This window comes from Martinezella sp. CNPSo 3964, assembly GCF_057784375.1.
The window spans coordinates 427,913-446,255 of record NZ_JBXSOW010000001.1; the positions used below are offsets into that span (position 1 = coordinate 427,913).

The 18,343-nt window shown below is 59.8% G+C and carries 19 protein-coding genes; 11 read left to right on the forward strand and 8 right to left on the reverse strand.

What is annotated here, in order from left to right:
* Window positions 1-62 precede the first annotated feature (62 nt).
* Window positions 63-1,175, reverse strand: coding sequence for a sn-glycerol-3-phosphate import ATP-binding protein UgpC (locus tag AC13Q5_RS02085; RefSeq protein WP_075852393.1), 1,113 nt, complete (start codon window positions 1,173-1,175; stop codon window positions 63-65).
* 248 nt (window positions 1,176-1,423) lie between these two features.
* On the opposite strand from AC13Q5_RS02085, the gene AC13Q5_RS02090 reads away from it, so the two are divergent.
* Window positions 1,424-2,881: a cryptochrome/photolyase family protein gene (locus AC13Q5_RS02090; RefSeq protein ID WP_488500739.1), complete on the forward strand. Its 1,458-nt coding sequence runs from the start codon at window positions 1,424-1,426 to the stop codon at window positions 2,879-2,881.
* 3 nt (window positions 2,882-2,884) lie between these two features.
* On the opposite strand, the gene AC13Q5_RS02095 is transcribed toward AC13Q5_RS02090, so the two are convergent.
* The gene (locus AC13Q5_RS02095) at window positions 2,885-3,715 is read right to left on the reverse strand and encodes an SDR family NAD(P)-dependent oxidoreductase (RefSeq protein WP_488500740.1); all 831 of its coding nucleotides are present in this window, start codon (window positions 3,713-3,715) and stop codon (window positions 2,885-2,887) included.
* Between the two features lie 297 nt (window positions 3,716-4,012).
* On the opposite strand from AC13Q5_RS02095, the gene AC13Q5_RS02100 reads away from it, so the two are divergent.
* The 5 genes from AC13Q5_RS02100 to AC13Q5_RS02120 all read left to right on the forward strand — a co-directional run bounded on the left by AC13Q5_RS02100 (window position 4,013) and on the right by AC13Q5_RS02120 (window position 7,873).
* Window positions 4,013-5,053 carry a cysteine synthase A gene (locus AC13Q5_RS02100; RefSeq protein ID WP_488500741.1) on the forward strand — a complete coding sequence of 347 codons (1,041 nt, stop codon included), beginning with the start codon at window positions 4,013-4,015 and terminating at the stop codon, window positions 5,051-5,053.
* Between the two features lie 4 nt (window positions 5,054-5,057).
* A complete protein-coding gene (locus AC13Q5_RS02105; protein ID WP_075852390.1) occupies window positions 5,058-5,795 on the forward strand; it encodes an alanyl-tRNA editing protein in 738 nt (245 codons plus the stop codon).
* Window positions 5,796-5,855: 60 nt separating this feature from the next.
* Window positions 5,856-6,713: a 3-mercaptopyruvate sulfurtransferase gene (sseA, locus tag AC13Q5_RS02110; protein WP_488500742.1), complete on the forward strand. Its 858-nt coding sequence runs from the start codon at window positions 5,856-5,858 to the stop codon at window positions 6,711-6,713.
* Window positions 6,668-7,282 carry a GNAT family N-acetyltransferase gene (locus AC13Q5_RS02115; RefSeq protein WP_075852388.1) on the forward strand — a complete coding sequence of 205 codons (615 nt, stop codon included), beginning with the start codon at window positions 6,668-6,670 and terminating at the stop codon, window positions 7,280-7,282. The genes sseA and AC13Q5_RS02115 overlap by 46 nt, the downstream gene beginning before the upstream one ends.
* A gap of 81 nt (window positions 7,283-7,363) precedes the next feature.
* Entirely contained in the window at window positions 7,364-7,873 is a 510-nt protein-coding gene (locus tag AC13Q5_RS02120; protein ID WP_075852650.1) for a DUF1203 domain-containing protein, read from the forward strand.
* Window positions 7,874-7,890: 17 nt separating this feature from the next.
* Here AC13Q5_RS02120 and ald read toward each other — a convergent pair whose 3' ends face one another.
* On the reverse strand, window positions 7,891-9,009 hold the full coding sequence (gene ald, locus AC13Q5_RS02125; protein ID WP_075852387.1) for an alanine dehydrogenase: 1,119 nt from the start codon (window positions 9,007-9,009) through the stop codon (window positions 7,891-7,893).
* A 152-nt stretch (window positions 9,010-9,161) separates the two neighbouring features.
* Here ald and AC13Q5_RS02130 point away from each other — a divergent pair, with 152 nt between their 5' ends.
* Window positions 9,162-9,623 (forward strand): Lrp/AsnC family transcriptional regulator, encoded by a 462-nt coding sequence (locus AC13Q5_RS02130; protein ID WP_457878549.1) that lies wholly within the window; start codon window positions 9,162-9,164, stop codon window positions 9,621-9,623.
* 3 nt (window positions 9,624-9,626) lie between these two features.
* Here AC13Q5_RS02130 and AC13Q5_RS02135 read toward each other — a convergent pair whose 3' ends face one another.
* Window positions 9,627-10,430, reverse strand: coding sequence for an endonuclease/exonuclease/phosphatase family protein (locus AC13Q5_RS02135; protein WP_488500743.1), 804 nt, complete (start codon window positions 10,428-10,430; stop codon window positions 9,627-9,629).
* Window positions 10,431-10,583: 153 nt separating this feature from the next.
* Between AC13Q5_RS02135 and AC13Q5_RS02140 the strand changes: the two genes are divergently transcribed.
* Both AC13Q5_RS02140 and AC13Q5_RS02145 read left to right on the forward strand, forming a co-directional pair.
* Window positions 10,584-10,943 carry a PilZ domain-containing protein gene (locus AC13Q5_RS02140; protein ID WP_075852384.1) on the forward strand — a complete coding sequence of 120 codons (360 nt, stop codon included), beginning with the start codon at window positions 10,584-10,586 and terminating at the stop codon, window positions 10,941-10,943.
* Window positions 10,944-11,081: 138 nt separating this feature from the next.
* The gene (locus AC13Q5_RS02145) at window positions 11,082-13,070 is read left to right on the forward strand and encodes a bifunctional 2',3'-cyclic-nucleotide 2'-phosphodiesterase/3'-nucleotidase (protein ID WP_488500744.1); all 1,989 of its coding nucleotides are present in this window, start codon (window positions 11,082-11,084) and stop codon (window positions 13,068-13,070) included.
* A gap of 42 nt (window positions 13,071-13,112) precedes the next feature.
* Here the strand turns inward: AC13Q5_RS02145 and AC13Q5_RS02150 are convergent, their stop codons facing one another.
* Entirely contained in the window at window positions 13,113-14,081 is a 969-nt protein-coding gene (locus AC13Q5_RS02150; RefSeq protein ID WP_488500745.1) for a LysR family transcriptional regulator, read from the reverse strand.
* A gap of 137 nt (window positions 14,082-14,218) precedes the next feature.
* On the opposite strand from AC13Q5_RS02150, the gene AC13Q5_RS02155 reads away from it, so the two are divergent.
* The gene (locus AC13Q5_RS02155) at window positions 14,219-14,833 is read left to right on the forward strand and encodes an FMN-dependent NADH-azoreductase (protein WP_075852381.1); all 615 of its coding nucleotides are present in this window, start codon (window positions 14,219-14,221) and stop codon (window positions 14,831-14,833) included.
* Between the two features lie 53 nt (window positions 14,834-14,886).
* Here AC13Q5_RS02155 and AC13Q5_RS02160 read toward each other — a convergent pair whose 3' ends face one another.
* Window positions 14,887-15,468: a TetR/AcrR family transcriptional regulator gene (locus AC13Q5_RS02160; protein WP_075852649.1), complete on the reverse strand. Its 582-nt coding sequence runs from the start codon at window positions 15,466-15,468 to the stop codon at window positions 14,887-14,889.
* A gap of 105 nt (window positions 15,469-15,573) precedes the next feature.
* Here AC13Q5_RS02160 and AC13Q5_RS02165 point away from each other — a divergent pair, with 105 nt between their 5' ends.
* Window positions 15,574-16,350 carry an SDR family NAD(P)-dependent oxidoreductase gene (locus AC13Q5_RS02165; RefSeq protein ID WP_488500746.1) on the forward strand — a complete coding sequence of 259 codons (777 nt, stop codon included), beginning with the start codon at window positions 15,574-15,576 and terminating at the stop codon, window positions 16,348-16,350.
* Between the two features lie 108 nt (window positions 16,351-16,458).
* On the opposite strand, the gene AC13Q5_RS02170 is transcribed toward AC13Q5_RS02165, so the two are convergent.
* Window positions 16,459-16,797: an HlyU family transcriptional regulator gene (locus tag AC13Q5_RS02170; protein ID WP_075852379.1), complete on the reverse strand. Its 339-nt coding sequence runs from the start codon at window positions 16,795-16,797 to the stop codon at window positions 16,459-16,461.
* Window positions 16,798-16,834: 37 nt separating this feature from the next.
* Window positions 16,835-18,085, reverse strand: a complete 1,251-nt coding sequence (gene ilvA / locus AC13Q5_RS02175) for a threonine ammonia-lyase (RefSeq protein WP_457878537.1) — start codon at window positions 18,083-18,085, stop codon at window positions 16,835-16,837.
* Window positions 18,086-18,343 lie beyond the last annotated feature (258 nt).

The window sequence follows — 18,343 nt, forward strand, 5'->3', positions numbered from 1 at the left end:
TAAAAAAGCCCGGAAGTCGGGAAAACTTCCGGGCAACACCTACTGAAAAGTTATGTTTGAAATCAGCTTGCCAGCACCTTGAGAGGCGTGACGGAGGCGACGGCATCCAGCCGCAGCCCGGTATCCTGAGCGAAGAGATGCGTGTGCTGCTGCGGCAATTCCAGCGCAACGGACTGGCCGGTCTGGCCTGTGGTATGATCGGCAACGGCAACGGCGAAGCTCGAACCATTGATATCGCAATGGATGACACGGCCGGCACCGAGTTCCTCGACGAAATCCACCGTTGCCGGGATGGCGCCGGGCGTACCGGCAGGAACGAGACGTGCGTGCTCAGGCCGGAGGCCGAGAGCGACCGGCTGGCCGGCGTGGCGCTTGCCGATATTGGCGTCGATGGCAATCGGAATGCCGTCGAAGATGAATTGCTCGCCGTTGGCCGCGAAGGTGCCTTCCAGGAAGTTCATGGCCGGCGAGCCGATGAAGGAGCCGACGAAGCGGGTGCGCGGCGTGTTGTAGACTTCGAGCGGCGTGCCGACCTGCTCGACATTGCCCTTGTACATGACGACGAGCTTGTCGGCGAGCGTCATGGCCTCGACCTGGTCGTGCGTCACGAAAACGGAAGTGGCCGACAGGCGCTTGTGCAGGCGGCGGATTTCCACGCGCATCTGCACGCGCAGCTTGGCATCGAGGTTGGAGAGCGGCTCGTCAAACAGGAAGACCTTCGGTTCGCGGATGATGGCGCGGCCCATGGCGACGCGCTGGCGCTGACCGCCGGAAAGTTCGGCCGGCTTGCGGGCGAGGAAATCTTCGAGGCCGACGATCTTGGCGGTTTCCTTGATACGGCGATCGCGCTCCTCGCGCGGCACGCCGGCGACCTTGAGCGCATAGCCCATGTTGGCGGCGACATCCATGTGCGGATAGAGCGCATAATTCTGGAAAACCATGGCGCAGCCACGCTCGCGCGGCTCGAGCTGGTTGACCACCTTGCCGTCGATGATGATCTCGCCTGAGGTGATGTCCTCAAGTCCTGCGATCATTCGCAGCAACGTGGACTTGCCACAGCCGGACGGGCCGAGGATGACGACAAATTCGCCTGATCGGAAATTCAGGTCGACGCCATGAACGACCGGATTGCGTCCATAGGCCTTGCGAACTTGTTCGATCCGGATTTCCGCCATTTTAATCTTCCCCGCCTGTCAATTCTGGGCCTGTCAATCGGGTGGACTGCTAGCGAATTTGCATTACAGAACAGTGACAAGCATCCCTTATATCACAAGTGGAATCAAGATTCGCCAATGGGAGTTGCGTGCAAGATTTCCTTATGAAACGCCTGGTAGTGGAACCACTTCGCCGGCCGCGTCATATGCTGGTTCCGGTGGCGACACGACATGCGGGAAACTGAAAGGTAGAGCAATCGGCGATGACCATGACGACATCGAAGAAGGGGCAGAACCCCGTCCTGCTGTGGTTTCGCAAGGACCTGCGCCTCGACGACAATCACGCCCTGCAAGCCGCCGCGACATCAGGTCGTCCGGTCGTTCCGATCTATATTCGCGAGCCGGAAGTGGATGGCAACGGCCCGCTGGGCGCCGCTCAGGAATGGTGGCTGCATCATTCGCTGGCTGCGCTGCAAAAGGCTCTCGGCACGCTCAACAGCGGACTAATCCTTCGACAAGGCGATCCGCTGGCCGTACTCGAAAAACTTATTGCAGAGACTGGCGCCGAGACCATCGTCTGGAACCGGCGTTACGATCCGGCCGGCATAGCAGTGGACACACAGGTCAAGAAGATACTGCGGGACAACGGCATCGAGGCCAACAGCTTTGCCGGCCAGCTGCTGCATGAACCGACGCGCCTGCGCACCGGCGCGGGTGGCCATTACAAGACCTACACGCCGTTCTGGCGCGCATTCGAACAATCCGGCGAGCCGCCATTTCCGATCGAGGCGCCCGAAAAGCTCCTCGCCCCCAGCCATTGGCCGAAATCGGACACACTCGCCTCTTGGTCGCTGCTGCCCATCAGGCCGAACTGGGCGTCAGAATTCCCCGATACGTGGACGCCAGGCGAAGCCGCAGCCCTTGAGAAGCTGAAAGACTTCATCGACGGCGCGCTTGATGATTATGCGGTCGGTCGCGACTTCCCGGACACGCCGGCAACCTCCCTGCTCTCGCCGCATCTGGCGCTCGGAGAGATTTCACCTGCCCGCATCTGGCATGCGACGCGCGGATTGTCCGGCAAGATCCCGACGGACGATATCATTCGCTTTCGTAAGGAGCTTGTATGGCGGGAGTTCTGCTACCATCAGCTTTTCCATTTTCCGAAGCTCAGGACGGCCAATTGGAACGACCGTTACGACGATTTTCCCTGGCTTTCCGATGCCAGGCGGCTGAAGAGCTGGCAGCGCGGACAAACGGGCTATCCGATCGTCGATGCCGGCATGCGGCAGCTTTGGCGCCACGGCTGGATGCACAATCGCGTCCGTATGATCGCGGCCTCCTTCCTGATCAAGGATCTGCTGATCGATTGGCGCGAAGGCGAAGCCTGGTTTCGGGATACCCTCGTCGATGCCGATCCGGCGGCCAATACGGCAAACTGGCAATGGGTAGCGGGCTCCGGCGCCGACGCTTCACCCTTCTTCCGCATCTTCAATCCGGTGCTGCAAGGCGAGAAATTCGATCCGGATGGCGGTTACGTCCGAACCTTCGTGCCAGAGCTCTCCAAGCTCGACAGCAAATATATCCATCGACCGTTCGAGGCGCCCGATGATGTGCTTAGGCGCGCGGGCATAGAGCTTGGCAAGCATTATCCCCGGCCGATCGTCGATCATGCCGTGGCGCGTCAGCGTGCGCTCGCTGCGCACGCGTCGCTCAAAAACGATGGATAGGCGCTATTCGGCCGGATGCGCGGTCACGCGAGGGCCGACCGACTGACGTTTACGGCCACTTCCGAGAAAATATCTCAGCACACGGAAATAGAGGCTGTAAGGCAGGAGCTTCAAGAGCTTTGCACGCAAGACCATGCTCTTCGGGAAGCTGATGTCGAAGACTGGTGATTTCAGCCCGGCGGCGATTGCGTCGGCCGCCTGTTGTGCCGAGACGATGTCAGGCATCTCGAACTTGTTCTGCGCCGTCAGCTGTGTTTCGACGTATCCGGGCGTGACGAGCTGGATATGGATACCCATGCGGTCGAGCTCGAAGTTCAGGCTTTCGGCCATGTTGATGAGCGCGGCCTTACTGGCTCCGTAAGCCGCGCCGCCGGGCAGACCGCCATAACCGGCTACAGAGGATACGAGGGCAACCTGACCATATCCCCTCGCCCGCATATGCCGCACCGCTGGAACAAGACAATTGACGACTCCATGAAGATTGACGGCAAAACTGCGCTCGAACACCTCGTGATTAAGGTCTTCGCCGCGCGCCGGCAGATAAATGCCTGCGTTCAGAACCACCAACGCGACCGGACCGTGCTGATATTCGATTGCGGCGACCGTGTGCTCCATATCCTCGGCATCGGTCACGTCGCCATCGAGCACGACGATGCTGCCGGCAAGCGTGCTTGCTTCGGCCTGCAGAGCCAGAAGCTTGTCGTGGCTGCGGGCCGTCACAGCCACCTTATAGCCCTCTTCCGCCAGCTTCAGCGCGAGCGCGCGGCCGATACCGGAACTGGCACCGGTGATCCAAACCACTCCATGTTCAGGACGTGCGATGAACGGGCTCATGGCTCTTCTCCTTGGCTGATGGCCGCCTACATCAAACGCTCAAACCGCGGCCATCCGTAGCATTTTAGAGATAGCGCATCATTGTGGCCGCTTTCGGCCTGTTTGGCGGCTGGATACGGAAAACAATGTCACCAAACAGAGACAGTCGCCTCACTGGAAAAGACTTCCGCAAATAAACACAGGCAAGTGGAATTTTGCGGCGCGAACAAAGAGCAAGGAACAGAATTTCTTGCCTATGCAGCCTTGTGAAGGGAAAAGACCGTTCTTACAGTAGTTGCGAACAGAAGGCAGATTCCAATGACCGTCCATCCGTCCGTCCTCGAAGCAATTGGCAATACGCCGTTGATCAAGCTCAAGGGCGCCTCCGAGGCGACGGGCTCGACCATTCTCGGCAAGGCTGAGTTTTTGAATCCGGGCCAATCGGTCAAGGACCGCGCAGCGCTCTACATCATCCGCGACGCCGAGAAGAAAGGTCTGCTGAGGCCCGGCGGCGTCATCGTCGAAGGTACGGCCGGCAATACGGGCATTGGCCTGACGCTGGTTGCCAAGGCGCTCGGCTACCGCACGGTCATCGTCATTCCTGAGACACAGAGCCAGGAAAAGAAGGACGCGCTGAAGCTGCTCGGCGCCGAACTGGTCGAGGTTCCGGCCGTTCCCTACAAGAACCCGAACAACTACGTGAAGGTTTCCGGCCGTCTTGCCGAACAGCTGGCAAAGACCGAGCCGAACGGCGCGATCTGGGCGAACCAGTTCGACAATGTCGCCAACCGCCAGGCGCATATCGAAACGACCGCCAAGGAGATCTGGGCCGACACCAGTGGCAAGGTCGACGGTTTCATCTGCTCGGTTGGTTCCGGCGGTACGCTCGCAGGTGTGGCCATGGGCCTGCATGCCTTCAACAAGGACATCAAGATCGGCATTGCCGATCCGGAAGGCGCCGCCCTCTACGAGTTCTATAAGAACGGCGAGCTGAAATCCTCCGGCTCATCCATCACCGAGGGCATCGGCCAGGGCCGCATCACGGCGAACCTGGAGGGCTTCACGCCCGACTTCGCCTATCAGATCACCGATGCGGAAGCGCTTCCCTATGTCTTCGACCTGGTCGAATATGAAGGCCTGTGCCTCGGCGGCTCGACAGCCATCAACATTGCCGGCGCGGTTCGCCTCGCGAGGGATCTCGGCCCCGGACATACGATCGTGACCATCCTGTGCGATTACGGCAATCGCTATCAGTCCAAGCTCTTCAATCCGGACTTTCTGAAGTCGAAGGGACTGCCGCTGCCGGCCTATCTAGAAAAGCGGGCGGATATCGCCGTCCCATACGAAACAACAGCGTGATCATATGACCGTCAATGCCCTCTATCGTGACGATTTCTATCTCTCGACGGCCGAAGCGGTCGTCACCGCAATTCACGAAGACGGGGGCATAGAGCTCGATCAGACCTGCTTCTACGCCACATCGGGCGGCCAGCCGGGCGACACGGGTTTCCTGGAGCGCGGTGACGGCTCCAGGATCATGCTCGGCCAGACGAAGCATGGTCCGATCAAGGACATCATCATCCATGTGCCGATTGAGGGTGAACCTCTGCCGATCGTTGGCGAGAAACTGGTGCTGCATATCGACTGGGCGCGGCGTTACAAGCTGATGCGCATGCACACGGCCTGCCATCTCCTCTCGGTGGTTTGCCCATATCCGATCACGGGTGCGGCAGTCGGCGAGGAAGAAAGCCGCGTCGATTTCGACATGAGCGAAACGATCGACAAGGACGAAGTGACGGCAAGGATGATGGCGCTCGTCAGCGAGAATCATCCCGTTTTCCTCCGCTGGATCACCGATGAGGAGCTGATCGCCAATCCCGGCATCGTCAAATCCAAGAATGTGCGCCCGCCGATGGGGCTCGGCCGCGTCAGCCTTGTCTGCATCGGCGAGGAATCGTCCGTCGACAGCCAGCCTTGCGGCGGCACGCATGTCTCGGAGACGCAGGAAGTCGGCGCGATCCATATCGCCAAGATCGAGAAGAAGGGCAAGGAAAACCGCCGCTTCCGCATTCGTTTCGGCGCACCGACCGACGAGAATTGACTGGGCAAGCGCCTATATCTCGATATCAAGATCAATAAACCATAGCAGGGAGTGATCATCATGACAGCGGACAAGAGCCGTTTCGTCGTATCCGCCGACTGGCTGCAAGGCGAGCTGGGCGCCAAGGACCTGCGCATTCTCGACGCATCCTTCTATCTGCCGGCGCAGAAGCGTGATGCCAATGCGGAATATGCCAGCGGCCATATTCCGGGCGCGATCCGCTTCGATCAGGACAAGATATCGGATCACTCCACCGGCCTGCCGCATATGGTGCCCTCGCCCGAATTCTTCGCGGCCGAGGTCGGCAAACTCGGCATCGGCGAAAACGACCGCATCGTCATCTATGACGGTCCGGGCCTGTTCGCCTCCCCACGCGTCTGGTGGTTGTTCCATATCGTCATGGGCGCGCCGAACGTCTTCGTGCTCGACGGTGGTCTGGATGGCTGGAAGGCCGAAGGGCGGCCGCTGGAGCAGGCACTGCCTGCCTTTGCGCCCGCGACGTTCAAGCCGAATTTCAACGGCAGCCGCGTGGTTTCGCTCGATGCGATGCGTGACATCGTCGACAGCCACTCCCTGCAGATCGCCGATGCCCGCAGTGGCGGCCGTTTTGCAGCAACGGAGCCGGAACCACGCGAAGGCATGCGCTCCGGGCATATGCCGGGCGCAAAAAGCCTGCCATCGGGCGTCTTCGCCACGAACGGCAAGTTCAAGTCGCTGCCGGAATTGCGCGAGACGATCGAGAAGGCCGGCATCGATCTCGACAAGCCCGTGGTGACGACCTGCGGGTCCGGCATTACCGCAGCCATCATCACGCTGGCGCTCGAATCCCTCGGCCATGGCAACAACAAGCTCTACGACGGCTCCTGGTCGGAATGGGGCAGCCGGGCGGATACGCCCATCGTTACCGGTCAAGATTGAGCATCGCCGCCGTGAAGACGCCCTCGTCGATCAAAGTCCACATCACTCGCCTGGAAATGACCGCGCCGCCCAAGGCAAGCCTGCCTGTGCCGGTCAATATCCAGACCGCGATCATGCGTGCACCCGGTATTCCGCTGCCCTTCTATCGCTACCTCTATCGTCAGGTCGGTGCCCGCTGGCATTGGGTGGAGCGCCTGCGTCTCTCCGACGAGCAATTGACCGCAGTCCTTCACGACCAGCGCAACGATATCAGCGTGCTTTACGTCAATGGCGCGCCGGGCGGATTCTTCGAATATTTCCGCCAGGACGAGGAGACGATCGAGCTCAGCCATTTCGGCCTTATCGAGAACGCGCTAGGCCTCGGTATCGGCAAATGGTTCCTGCTGCAATCGCTCTACGCCATATGGACGTTGAACCCACAACGGATCATCACGACGACGAACAATCTCGATCATCCGCGGGCGTTGCAGCTCTACCAGATGTTCGGCTTTTCGCCGATCTCGACCGGCGAAGGCATCGTCCGGCCGCTGAGCGACAAGGAATTGCTCGAGCTCGCTAAGAAGGGCTAAGAGCCCTTTGGCCGCAGGAATCGGGTGGCTTCGCGCCTTGATCCGGCGCATCACATGGCAAATCTCGAAAGGAGCTTTGCCATGCCTTCCATCGCCTTCGCAGCCATGCCCACCTCCGACGCCGAAGCTTTGTGGAACGGCGGTGCGGATGCCTACGGTCACCAGCCGGAGACCATGATTTCTGATGGTCCGGGCAATCCCTGCCGCCATTGCCTGCGCAATATCGATGCCGGCCAGGAGCTATTCGTCTTTGCCTACCGCCCCTTCCCGGAATTGCAGCCCTATGCGGAGACGGGACCGATCTTCCTGCACAAGACACCGTGCCAACGCTACGAGGCGGAAGAAATCCTGCCGCCTGTGCTGGCGAGCAGCCGGGATTTCATCGTGCGTGGCTATGGCAGGAACGACCGCATCGTCTACGGAACCGGCGCCGTGACGCCGACCGGCGACATCGCGGTTTATGCGGCCTCGCTGCTTGAGCGTCCCGACATTGCCTATGTCCATGTCCGCTCAGCGCGTAACAATTGCTATCAATGCCGGATCGATAAAACAGGAGCGCCAGCATACGCGGATGCCGGCGCCTCCATCTGACGTGCGCGCGATGGGCTTTACGCGACGTTCAGAATGCTTTCGGGTGCAACGGCCTCATAGCCGAGCGCTTCGGCCACCGGCCGGTTTGTGATGCGGCCCTTATGGACATTGAGGCCATTGCGGAGGTGCTTGTCTTCCGCGATGGCGCGCAGGCCGCGATCGGCGAGCGCGAGGCCGTGATAGATCGTGGCGTTGTTCAAGGCATGGGCCGAGGTGACGGGAACCGCGCCCGGCATGTTGGCGACGCAATAATGCACGACGCCTTCGACCACATAGGTCGGATCGGAATGGGTTGTCGCGTGCGAGGTCTCGAAGCAGCCGCCCTGGTCGATGGCGACATCGACGATGACGGAGCCCTGCTTCATGCCCGACAGCATTTCGCGGGTCACCAGCTTCGGCGCGGCAGCACCGGGGATCAGGACGGCACCGATGACGAGATCGGCGGAGAAGACTTCCTCTTCGAGCGCCTGGATGCTGGAATAGCGGGTATGGACGCGACCGTTGAAGATGTCGTCGAGCTGGCGCAGGCGCGGCAGCGAGCGGTCGAGGATGCTGACATCGGCACCGAGGCCTGCCGCCATCTTCGCCGCATGCAGGCCGACGACGCCACCGCCGATGATCGTCACCTTGGCCGGCAGTACACCCGGTACGCCGCCGAGCAGGATGCCCAGACCGCCATTGGCCTTCTGCAGAGCCGTCGCGCCCGCCTGGATGGATAGACGCCCAGCGACTTCGGACATCGGCGCCAGCAGCGGCAGGCCGCCGCGCTCGTCAGTGACAGTCTCGTAGGCAACAGCCGTTACGCCTGATGCAAGCAGGCCCTTGGTCTGTTCGGGATCGGGCGCGAGATGCAGATAGGTGTAGAGAAGCTGGCCTTCGCGAAGCTGCGCCCACTCGGAGGGCTGCGGCTCCTTGACCTTCACGATCATGTCGCACTTCTCGAAAATATCCTTGGCGCTTGCGGCGATCTTAGCGCCGGCGGCAATGTAGGCGTGATCGTCGGCTCCGATGCCGGCACCGGCTTTCGTTTCGACCCATACCTCATGGCCATGGGCAACATATTCACGAACGGATGCCGGCGTCAGACCGACGCGATATTCGTGGTTCTTGATTTCCTTGGGACAACCAACGCGCATTTCACTCCTCCTCGAATGCTTGCTCGTCTGCATTTTTCTCCTGCGAAGATCAGACCACCTCCGCCCCGCAATGTCCTTGCAAAGACGATTTGCGCTGCGGTCATTTTTCGTGATTTATTGCGCAAACAGGAGTTTTTTCGAAAGTTCTTCGAATGTCTGACCTCGACACCATCGATCATTCGATTCTGCGGATGCTGCAGCAGAATGCGCGGATCACAAACGCGGAACTGGCCGAAAAGGTCGGCCTGTCGCCCTCGGCCTGTTCGCGCCGGCTTGACATCCTCGAAAAGAGCGGCGTCATCGACGGCTATCACGCGCATCTCTCGCACAAGGCGCTGGACTACAAGATGATTGCCTTCGTGCACATCTCCCTGTCGGGACAGTTCGCCAAGACGCTGTCAGAATTCGAGACTGCGGTGAAACGTTGCCCCAACGCACTCTCCTGCTACCTCATGTCCGGGGAATATGATTACATCTTACGGGTCGCGGCACGGGACCTCGAGGATTACGAACGCATCCATCGCGACTGGCTATCGGCCCTGCCGCATGTCGTGAAGATCAATTCCAGCTTCGCGCTGCGCGAAATCATCGACCGGCCGAATGTCGGCCTCTGAGCGTCAGCGCAGGTCGAGCAGCAAGGCGCGATGGTCCGAAACCTCGGGTTCGGCGACCGGATCGAAGCTGATAACCTCGATGTCCTGCGTCACCAGCATGTAGTCGGCAAAGCGGGGCTGCTTCTTGTAATGAGAGGTGCGTGTGTCGTCGTGTCCGCGCGAGGTGACGAGATCGACAAGCCCCAGGCCGCCGAGGATCTCGAAGGTTTCGCTATCCGGCAGCACGTTGAAATCGCCGCAGACGACCAGCCGGTCGCCGTCATGTTTCACCTGCCGGATCAGTTCGACAAACGCAGCCGCCTGATGGCGGCGCGCTGACGTGTCGCCCTTGCCTTCCAAATCCCGCAGACCGTGCATATGGGCAATGGTGATAGGATAACCGCGCTCATAATCGAAAAGGCGGATGCAATGAGCATTGCGCGAACGCGGATGCGGCCCATAGCCGTCGACCGAGAATTCACCATGAACGAAGCCGGCTGCCTGGCCGATGATCGGATGGCTCCTGCGCACGAAAGTTGCCAGCCCGAATTCTGAATCGAACCGCTTGTCCCCATCGAAAAGGTCGCCTCGTGCCACGGGGAGGAAGAAGGCATCGTGAGCCGGCAAAGCAGCCTTCAACTCCTCGAAGAAATTGGCGCGCTGCGGAAGCTCGACGCCATGGTCGCGATAGACCAACCATCCTGGTTCTGCATCCTTCGTGCGAACCACTTCCTGTAGGCACAGGAGATCCGCATCGACATCGACGAGATAAGGCATCAGCGGCTCATGCAGCCGACCGCCCCATGCATTCAAAGAAACAATGCGCAACGTTTCCCCCTTCTCCGCCCCACAGGGAATCTGCCAGCTGCTTCTCGTACCGATTCGGAACGGGCGACTGCAATTTTAACGGTTATGCTAAGCATCCTTCAATGCAGGCCTGCTATCCAGAAGCCGAAAAGTCGCACGAGCCGGGATAACATCATGCAGTTCTCTTCGAAATCTCTCGTCCAAGACAATCTGAAAATCAAGACGCGAGGTTCGCCCCGCCATTACGCGCGACTGACGGGTCAGGTACGATACTTCACCAAGCTGGTCGCCGGTCGTGTCGTCAATATTTCCACCAGCGGTATCGCTCTCGACCTGCAAGCACCTCTTTATGCGGCCGCCGGCAGCAAGGTTCGCGTCGAATGCGACGATATCGGCCTTTTGGATGGTTTCGTGCGCTGGGCTCACAACGGTCGCATCGGCATCGAGTTCGATCGCTCGTCCAATGCGTCGGCGAAAGTCGCTTCCTATTTCCGCTTTTTCCACAAGGACATAAAGCCGGTTCTCAAACGTTGACCGAATGCAGGCACAAGCCGGCTACGATCCACAATAAGCCTGTCACATTACTGGTGCACACCTTCGAAAATCGTCCTAATCTCCCTCGCCCGAGAGATGATCGACGGACTTATAGCCCCATCGTTGAAGGAGTGTCTTATGTCTTCCATTCTGGATTTGCCCAGCATGTCGCGCCGTTCCCTGCTGCAAGGCCTGAGCGCCACGGCAGCGCTGATCGTGCTGCATCCTTTCGCCGCCCGTGCCGCCGGCAACCAGGCGCATCTGCGCCTCATGGAAACGACTGACATCCACGTCAACGTGTTCCCCTATGACTACTATGCCGACAAGCCGAACGACACGATGGGCCTGACGCGCACCGCAACGATCATCGACAATATCCGCGCCGAAGCCACCAACTCGCTCCTCATTGACAATGGCGACGTGCTGCAGGGCAATCCGATGGGCGATTACATGGCCTATCAGCACGGCATGAAGGACGGCGACGTCCATCCCGTCATCAAGGCGATGAACACGCTCGGCTATTCCGTCGGCACGCTCGGCAACCACGAATTCAACTATGGCCTCGACTTCATGTTCAAGGTGCTCGGTGGCGCGAACTTCCCGTTCGTCTGCGCCAACCTGACCAAAGGCCAGCTTGCCTCCGATCCGACGAAGGACGATCTGTTCTTCAAGCCCTATCTGATCCTCGAAAAGAAGATCAAGGATGGTGCCGGCAATGAAAGCCCGATCAAGATCGGCTTCATCGGTTTCGTGCCGCCCCAGATCATGCTCTGGGACATCAAGAACCTCGAAGGCAAGGCGCAGACGCGCGATATCGTCCAGGCTGCCAAGGCCTGGGTGCCGGTCATGAAGGCCGAAGGCGCCGACATCATCATCGCCCTCTCGCATTCCGGCATCGACGGCAGCGGCCCGAGCGAGAAGATGGAAAACGCCTCGCTCTATGTCGCGGCGGTCGATGGTATCGACGCCGTGTTCACCGGCCACCAGCATCTCGTCTTCCCCGGCCCGAAGACCTGGGACGGCATCAAGGATGCCGATCCGGTCAAGGGCACGTTGCATGGCAAGCCTGCCGTCATGGCCGGCTTCTGGGGCTCGCATCTCGGCCTCATCGACCTCTTGCTCGAAAAAGACGGCAAGAGCTGGAAGATTGTCGACTTCACCTCCGAAGCGCGCCCGATCTACCACCGCGACGACAAGAAGAAGGTCATCGCGGATGTCGCCGACAAGAAGGAAGTCGTCGAAGCCGCAAAGGCCGAACACGAGGCGACGCTGACCTATGTGCGCACGCCCGTCGGCAAGACGTCTGCGCCGCTTTACTCCTACTTCGCGCTGGTCGCCGATGATCCGTCGGTTCAGATCGTCAGCCAGGCTCAGGTCTGGTACATCAAGGACATGCTGAAGGAAACGCAGTACAAGGACCTGCCGGTTCTTTCGGCAGCGGCTCCCTTCAAATGCGGCGGACGCAACGGCGCCGACTACTACACGGACGTTCCGGCCGGCAATATCGCCATCAAGAACGTCGCCGACCTCTACCTCTATCCGAATACGGTTCAGGCCGTCGTCATCAACGGCGCACAGGTCAAGAACTGGCTGGAAATGTCGGCTGCCATGTTCAATCAGGTCAAGCCCGGTGCCAAGGATGCGGATCTGATCAACAACAGCTTCCCATCCTACAATTTCGACGTCATCGACGGCGTCACATACCAGATCGACGTCTCGCAGCCGCGCCGCTTCGGCGATGACGGCAAGGTTCTGAATGCCGATTCGAACCGCATCCAGAACCTGCAATTCAACGGCAAGCCGATCGACCCCACACAGAAGTTCCTGGTCGTCACCAATAACTATCGCGCCGGCGGCGGCGGCAACTTCCCGGAAATCGCGGCGGACAAGGTCGTCTACCAGGCGCCCGACACCAACCGCGACGTCATCGTGCGCTATGTCCATGATCAGGGCACGATCAATCCGACCGCCGACGGCAACTGGACCTTCAAGCCACTGCCGGGTACCACCGTGCAGTTCCAGAGTTCGCCGAAGGCCAAGGATTTCCTCGATCAGGTCAAGAGCGTGAAGATCGAAGACGCCGGCGAAGGCGCGGACGGCTTCCGCAACTACCGACTGGTGCTCTGACCATCAACAAGTTGGTCCTCTCCTCCTTGCGGGGAGAGGCCTTTATTCAGCGGCCAGCCGCTTTTCCTCCGGATGGAACATCTCGACGGCCGCCTTGAAGTCCGCCTGATTCGGGCAGCGTGAAAGGCGCGAGCTGAAGGCTTCGATCATCCAGGCCGCAGCCGGACCTGGGGGATTGTCGACCTTGCGGACGGCGTAGATCGGGTATTCACTCTGATCGTAGGCATCAAGAGCCAGAGGTACCAGTCGGCCCTTCTGCAGATCCTCCATGATGAACGATGCCGGCAGCCCACCCCAACCGAGCCCGCCGCGGATCAGCTGGTGCTTGGTGGCGATATCGCTGACATGCCAGATCTTGTAGGACAGGACGTTGAAATCCTTGCCATTCGTGAGGCTGGAGGCATCGGTGACAACCAGCTGCACTTCCTCGCGCACGTCTGTGAGCGTCAGCGGTCGTCCCAATTGAGCAAGCGGATGCGTGGGCGCTGCAACCGGCAGCATGAAGGAATGGCCGATACGCTCGATGACCATGGAATCATCCTGCTTCAGCACCGAGCCGCCGATACCGATCGTCGACTTGCCACTGGCAACCAGCTCCAGCATCGAGCCGAGTTCGCCGGTGTCGAGACGCAAGGCAACGTAAGGGAAGCGGTCGCGGAATTCGCGCAGCACATCGACGGTCGCATGCACCGGCACCATGACGCTAATGGCAACAGCCACTTCCGCTTCAAGCCCGCTCTTCAAGCCCTTAACTCGCGCGCGCATCACCTGCAGATCGGAAAGAATGCGGCGGGCATCCTCGAGCATCACCCTGCCCGCATCCGTCAGTTTCGGCTGGCGCGAGCCGGAGCGCTCGAACAGCGGCATTTCAAGCTGCGCCTCCAGATTGGCGATCGTATAGCTGATGACCGACTGCGCGCGGTTGAGCATACGCGAAGCGGCAGAAAAGCTGCCTGACTCGGCGACGGTCAGAAAGACCTGCAATTGGTCGAGGGTGGGATTGGGGAGCATCTGCCATCCATTCTATCGATAATTCCGATCCATATTATCACAGTTTTTCTCGATAGCACTGAAGACTTATCTATTGATCCGAAGGCGATCGGACTCTCCCAGCCGAACTTCGCAACCCATTGAAAAGGAAAACGGATATGTCCTCCATTCTGCTTTTGACTTCCAGCCCGCGCCCGGACTCGCTCTCCACCAAGATCGCAACCGAGCTTGCCGAGAAGATCAAGACCAACAATCCGGGCAAGACGCTCGTTCATCGCGACCTCGCTGCCGACAACCTTCCGCATATCGATGGCCCGTTCACGGCTGCCATCCGCACGCCGGCCGACGCCCGTACGCCCGAGCAGCAGGAACTGGTCAAGGTTTCCGACGCACTCGTCGACGAGCTGCTCGCAGCCGACACCGTGGTCATCGGCACCGGCCTCATCAACTTCAACATCTATTCGTCGCTGAAGACCTGGATTGACAACATCGCTCGCGCCGGCCGCACCTTCACCTACACGGAAACCGGCCCGAAGGGCTTGGTCACCGGCAAGAAGGCCTACATCGTGCTCGCCTCCGGCGGCGTCTACTCCGAAGGCCCGGCTGCCCCGCTGAACCATGCCGTTCCCTACCTGAAGTCGGTTCTCGCCTTCATCGGCATCACCGATGTCGAGACCGTTTATATCGAAGGCGTCGCATTCGGTCCGGAAGCTGCCGAGAAGGCTATCGGTGCCGCTCAGGCCCGCGCCTCCGAACTGGCGCTTGCCGCTTAATCGGCTGCCGTATTCGGATACTGACAGGCGGCCGGTTTCAACCGGCCGCTTTGCTATTCTGCCTGCGGCAATTCTTTCACGAACTGCTTGACGGTTTCCAGAATTTCATCGGAAAGCGCCTCGTCGTTTGCCACGCGTGCAAGGCCGAGTGCTCCCGTCATAAGGCAGGAGGCAATAATCGCCTTCCGTCTGGCTTCGGCTGTCTCCGGCTTTGGCATACGCGCCGTCATGGCCTCGAAATTCCTCTGCAAGCCCTCCGTCGCGACGGAACGGACCATATCGCTGCTGCGCGCCATATCTGCCGTCAGCGCCGCATAGGCGCAGCCTTCGCCGCAATGATCTCGGTGACGTTCGCTGAGATAAGTATCGACATACTCGTCGAGCGAGATGCTAGTCGGATCGATCCCCTTTTCCTCCTGCTGTCGTCGCCATGATCCAATCGCCGATTCCACGGCTTCCGCCACGAGCTCGTCGCGGGAGGCAAAATGCTTGTAGAAGCCTCCGACCGTCAGCCCCGCCTCCTTCATCAGATCGGCGACGCCGATCCCTTGCAATCCTTCTTCGCGCAGACGCCTGGCTGCGAGCGTCACGATGCGCTCGTGCGTCTTCTGCTTTTCCAGTTGTGAACGGCCCATCGAAAATCCTTTCATGCCCGGCTTGACAAAATGGATTACGACCATAATCCTTATAGATAACGATCATAATCCAGATCGTGACAAAAGCCAACAGGAGCTACGAACATGCGTCTCAAGAACAAGGTCGCCATCATCACTGGCGGAAACAGCGGCATTGGCCTTGCCACAGCCCGCCTCTTCCTCGCCGAAGGTGCCAAGGTCGCCATTACCGGCCGCAACGCGAAGACATTGGCCGCTGCAGCGGAACAACTCGGCGGCGACGTGCTGGCATTGCAGGCTGACACCACCGACATCCCAGCCATGGAAAGGGCGTTTGCCGAGACTGCGGAGAAGCTTGGAAAATTCGATGTGGTCTTTGCCAATGCCGGCATTGCCGGCGACACTCCGCTCGGCAAGACCACGCTTGAGCAGTTCGAAACCATCGTCCGCATTAATTTCACCGGCGTATTCTTCACCGTGCAGGCCGCCCTGCCATATCTGAATGATGGCGGCTCCGTCATCCTGAACGGCTCCGTACATGCCGTTCTCGGCATTCCCGGCGCTTCGGCCTATGCCGGCACGAAGGGCGCCGTCCGCGCCATGACGCGCAATCTCGCTTCAGAGCTTGCGCCCCGCAGCATCCGCGTCAATCAGGTCACGCCGGGCGCCACCAAGACGCCGATCTGGGAACCGCGCGCCACAACGCCGGAGGCCCTGGATGCGCTACAAGCCCGTTTCGGCAGCCTGAGCCCGCTCGGCCGCATGAGCGAAGCCGATGAAATCGCCAAGGCCGCGCTCTATTTCGCCTCAGACGATTCCGCCAATGTCACGGCCATCGAAATCACAGTCGACGGCGGCGCCATCAACGCTCCGTCCGGCGCCAAGCTGTTCCGCACGGCTTGAGGCCTTACCAGTAATTATCCAGCGATTTCAATAGACTCTACGGGCCGCCGGAAGCGAGTGAGAGGCGGCCCAAAATTCAGACGCGCATGAGAGAAAACGCGCCGAAGATCAGACCTGGCGAACCTTTTCGCCATCACCGAAGAGGCCTGGGCCGTTCTGGTCGATGATCTGCTGGCCCTTGCGGAAGGTCGACTCCACCGCATCATCAGACGAGGTGAAGACGTCGGCGCGGATGAAATTGCGCACGAGGATCTCGCCGTTCACATCCTTCTCGATCCGGCCCATGAGGCGGAACTGATTGCCCTCGCGCTGCGGCGTCGCGTGGATCGTGCAGCCGGCATGGACCTGGGGTTCGACGCTGACCGTCGAACCGCCGGACTTTTCAGTGCCCGCCTGCGACGCGCCACCGGTGAAGATCGAGATGATATTTGAAAAAAACGAAGCCATGGATCGCCTTTAGCATGAAGGTTGCAAGGTCGCAAAGTCAAATGATCAGGTTTGCCAGGATCTCGTTTTCGGTGATGTCCTCGTAGCCCATGCCGGAACTTTCGAAATTTGCGATAAGCTGCTTGAAATTATCGGGATTCTTCGTCTCGATGCCGATCAGGATGGAGCCGAAATTGCGGGCGCTCTTCTTCAGATATTCGAAGCGGGCGATATCGTCCTCCGGCCCGAGCATGTTGAGGAAATCCCGAAGCGCGCCGGGGCGCTGCGCAAGGCGCAGGATGAAGTATTTCTTCAGCCCGGCGTAGCGCATGGCGCGCTCCTTGACATCGGGCAGGCGCTCGAAGTCGAAGTTGCCGCCGGAGACGACGGCGACGATGGTCTTGCCGCGGATGCTGTCGCGATCGAGCTTTTCCAGAGCGGTGATCGCCAGCGCGCCGGCCGGCTCCAGCACCACGCCTTCGACATTCAGCATATCGGTGATGGTGACGCAGATGGCGTTTTCCTCGATAAGCTTGACCTGTTCGGCAGCAAAGCCCTTGAGCGCGGAAAAGTTCAGCTCGCCGATGCGCCCGACGGCGGCGCCATCGACGAAATTGTCGACCTTGGCAAGCGTCACCACCTGCCCCGCCTCGATGCTGCGGCGCAAGCTCGGCGCTCCCGCCGGCTCGGCAAAGGTAAAAGCTTCGCGAGGGAGCGTATCGGCGAAATAGCCGGTGATCCCCGCGGCAAGACCGCCGCCGCCGACGGGAAGAAGGATGTGATCGGGAATGACACCCTCAGGCAGTTGCTCGGCGATCTCGGCCGCAACCGTCGCCTGCCCTTCGATGATATCGGCATGATCGAAAGGCGGCACCATGACGCCGTCGATCTTTTCGACATGCTCGCGCGCGGCCTGATAGCACTGATCAAAGAAATCGCCGAAAAGCTTGATGGTGATGAACTCACCACCGAAGATGCGGGTCTTGTCGATTTTCTGCTGCGGCGTCGTCACAGGCATGTAGACCACGCCCGGCACGCCGAAATGCCGGCAGACGAAGGCAAAGCCCTGGGCATGATTGCCGGCGGATGCGCAGACGAAGGTCTTTCCCGTACCACCCTCGGCAATCACCTTGCGGAAGAAATTGAAGGCGCCACGGATCTTATAGGAACGGACCGGTGTCAAATCCTCGCGCTTCAGCCAGATATCGGCACCATAGCGGGCAGAAAGATGCTCGTTCAGCTGCAGCGGCGTTGCGGGAAAAAGGCCACGCATGGCCTCTGTGGCTTCGAGAACAGTCTGTTTGTCCACGGTCTATCCGTCCTTCTTCAATCCACCCCCGCTATGACACAGGAAACATGAGCAAAGAAAGCCTGTTTATCGCGCTTTCGGTCCTGCAATAGCGAGACTGGCCACACCCAACGGGTCATTAACCATTTATGCCCCTGACCGCCGAAACCCCTAAATCTGTGAATTGACAGCCAAGCTCCCTCTGCGTCCAATATGACACAGCCATCATGATGATGGTTAGAGGCCCGCCCTAAATCCGATCCGTCGGCTCCGGCGGGC

What these genes read in the sequence shown, in the direction of transcription:
- AC13Q5_RS02085 (WP_075852393.1), bottom strand. Translation starts at nt 1,175, where the DNA reads ATGGCGGAAATCCGGATCGAACAAGTTCGCAAGGCCTATGGACGCAAT.
- AC13Q5_RS02090 (WP_488500739.1), top strand. Translation starts at nt 1,424, where the DNA reads ATGACGACATCGAAGAAGGGGCAGAACCCCGTCCTGCTGTGGTTTCGC.
- AC13Q5_RS02095 (WP_488500740.1), bottom strand. Translation starts at nt 3,715, where the DNA reads ATGAGCCCGTTCATCGCACGTCCTGAACATGGAGTGGTTTGGATCACC.
- AC13Q5_RS02100 (WP_488500741.1), top strand. Translation starts at nt 4,013, where the DNA reads ATGACCGTCCATCCGTCCGTCCTCGAAGCAATTGGCAATACGCCGTTG.
- AC13Q5_RS02105 (WP_075852390.1), top strand. Translation starts at nt 5,058, where the DNA reads ATGACCGTCAATGCCCTCTATCGTGACGATTTCTATCTCTCGACGGCC.
- sseA (WP_488500742.1), top strand. Translation starts at nt 5,856, where the DNA reads ATGACAGCGGACAAGAGCCGTTTCGTCGTATCCGCCGACTGGCTGCAA.
- AC13Q5_RS02115 (WP_075852388.1), top strand. Translation starts at nt 6,668, where the DNA reads ATGGGGCAGCCGGGCGGATACGCCCATCGTTACCGGTCAAGATTGAGC.
- AC13Q5_RS02120 (WP_075852650.1), top strand. Translation starts at nt 7,364, where the DNA reads ATGCCTTCCATCGCCTTCGCAGCCATGCCCACCTCCGACGCCGAAGCT.
- ald (WP_075852387.1), bottom strand. Translation starts at nt 9,009, where the DNA reads ATGCGCGTTGGTTGTCCCAAGGAAATCAAGAACCACGAATATCGCGTC.
- AC13Q5_RS02130 (WP_457878549.1), top strand. Translation starts at nt 9,162, where the DNA reads ATGTCTGACCTCGACACCATCGATCATTCGATTCTGCGGATGCTGCAG.
- AC13Q5_RS02140 (WP_075852384.1), top strand. Translation starts at nt 10,584, where the DNA reads ATGCAGTTCTCTTCGAAATCTCTCGTCCAAGACAATCTGAAAATCAAG.
- AC13Q5_RS02145 (WP_488500744.1), top strand. Translation starts at nt 11,082, where the DNA reads ATGTCTTCCATTCTGGATTTGCCCAGCATGTCGCGCCGTTCCCTGCTG.
- AC13Q5_RS02150 (WP_488500745.1), bottom strand. Translation starts at nt 14,081, where the DNA reads ATGCTCCCCAATCCCACCCTCGACCAATTGCAGGTCTTTCTGACCGTC.
- AC13Q5_RS02155 (WP_075852381.1), top strand. Translation starts at nt 14,219, where the DNA reads ATGTCCTCCATTCTGCTTTTGACTTCCAGCCCGCGCCCGGACTCGCTC.
- AC13Q5_RS02160 (WP_075852649.1), bottom strand. Translation starts at nt 15,468, where the DNA reads ATGGGCCGTTCACAACTGGAAAAGCAGAAGACGCACGAGCGCATCGTG.
- AC13Q5_RS02165 (WP_488500746.1), top strand. Translation starts at nt 15,574, where the DNA reads ATGCGTCTCAAGAACAAGGTCGCCATCATCACTGGCGGAAACAGCGGC.
- AC13Q5_RS02170 (WP_075852379.1), bottom strand. Translation starts at nt 16,797, where the DNA reads ATGGCTTCGTTTTTTTCAAATATCATCTCGATCTTCACCGGTGGCGCG.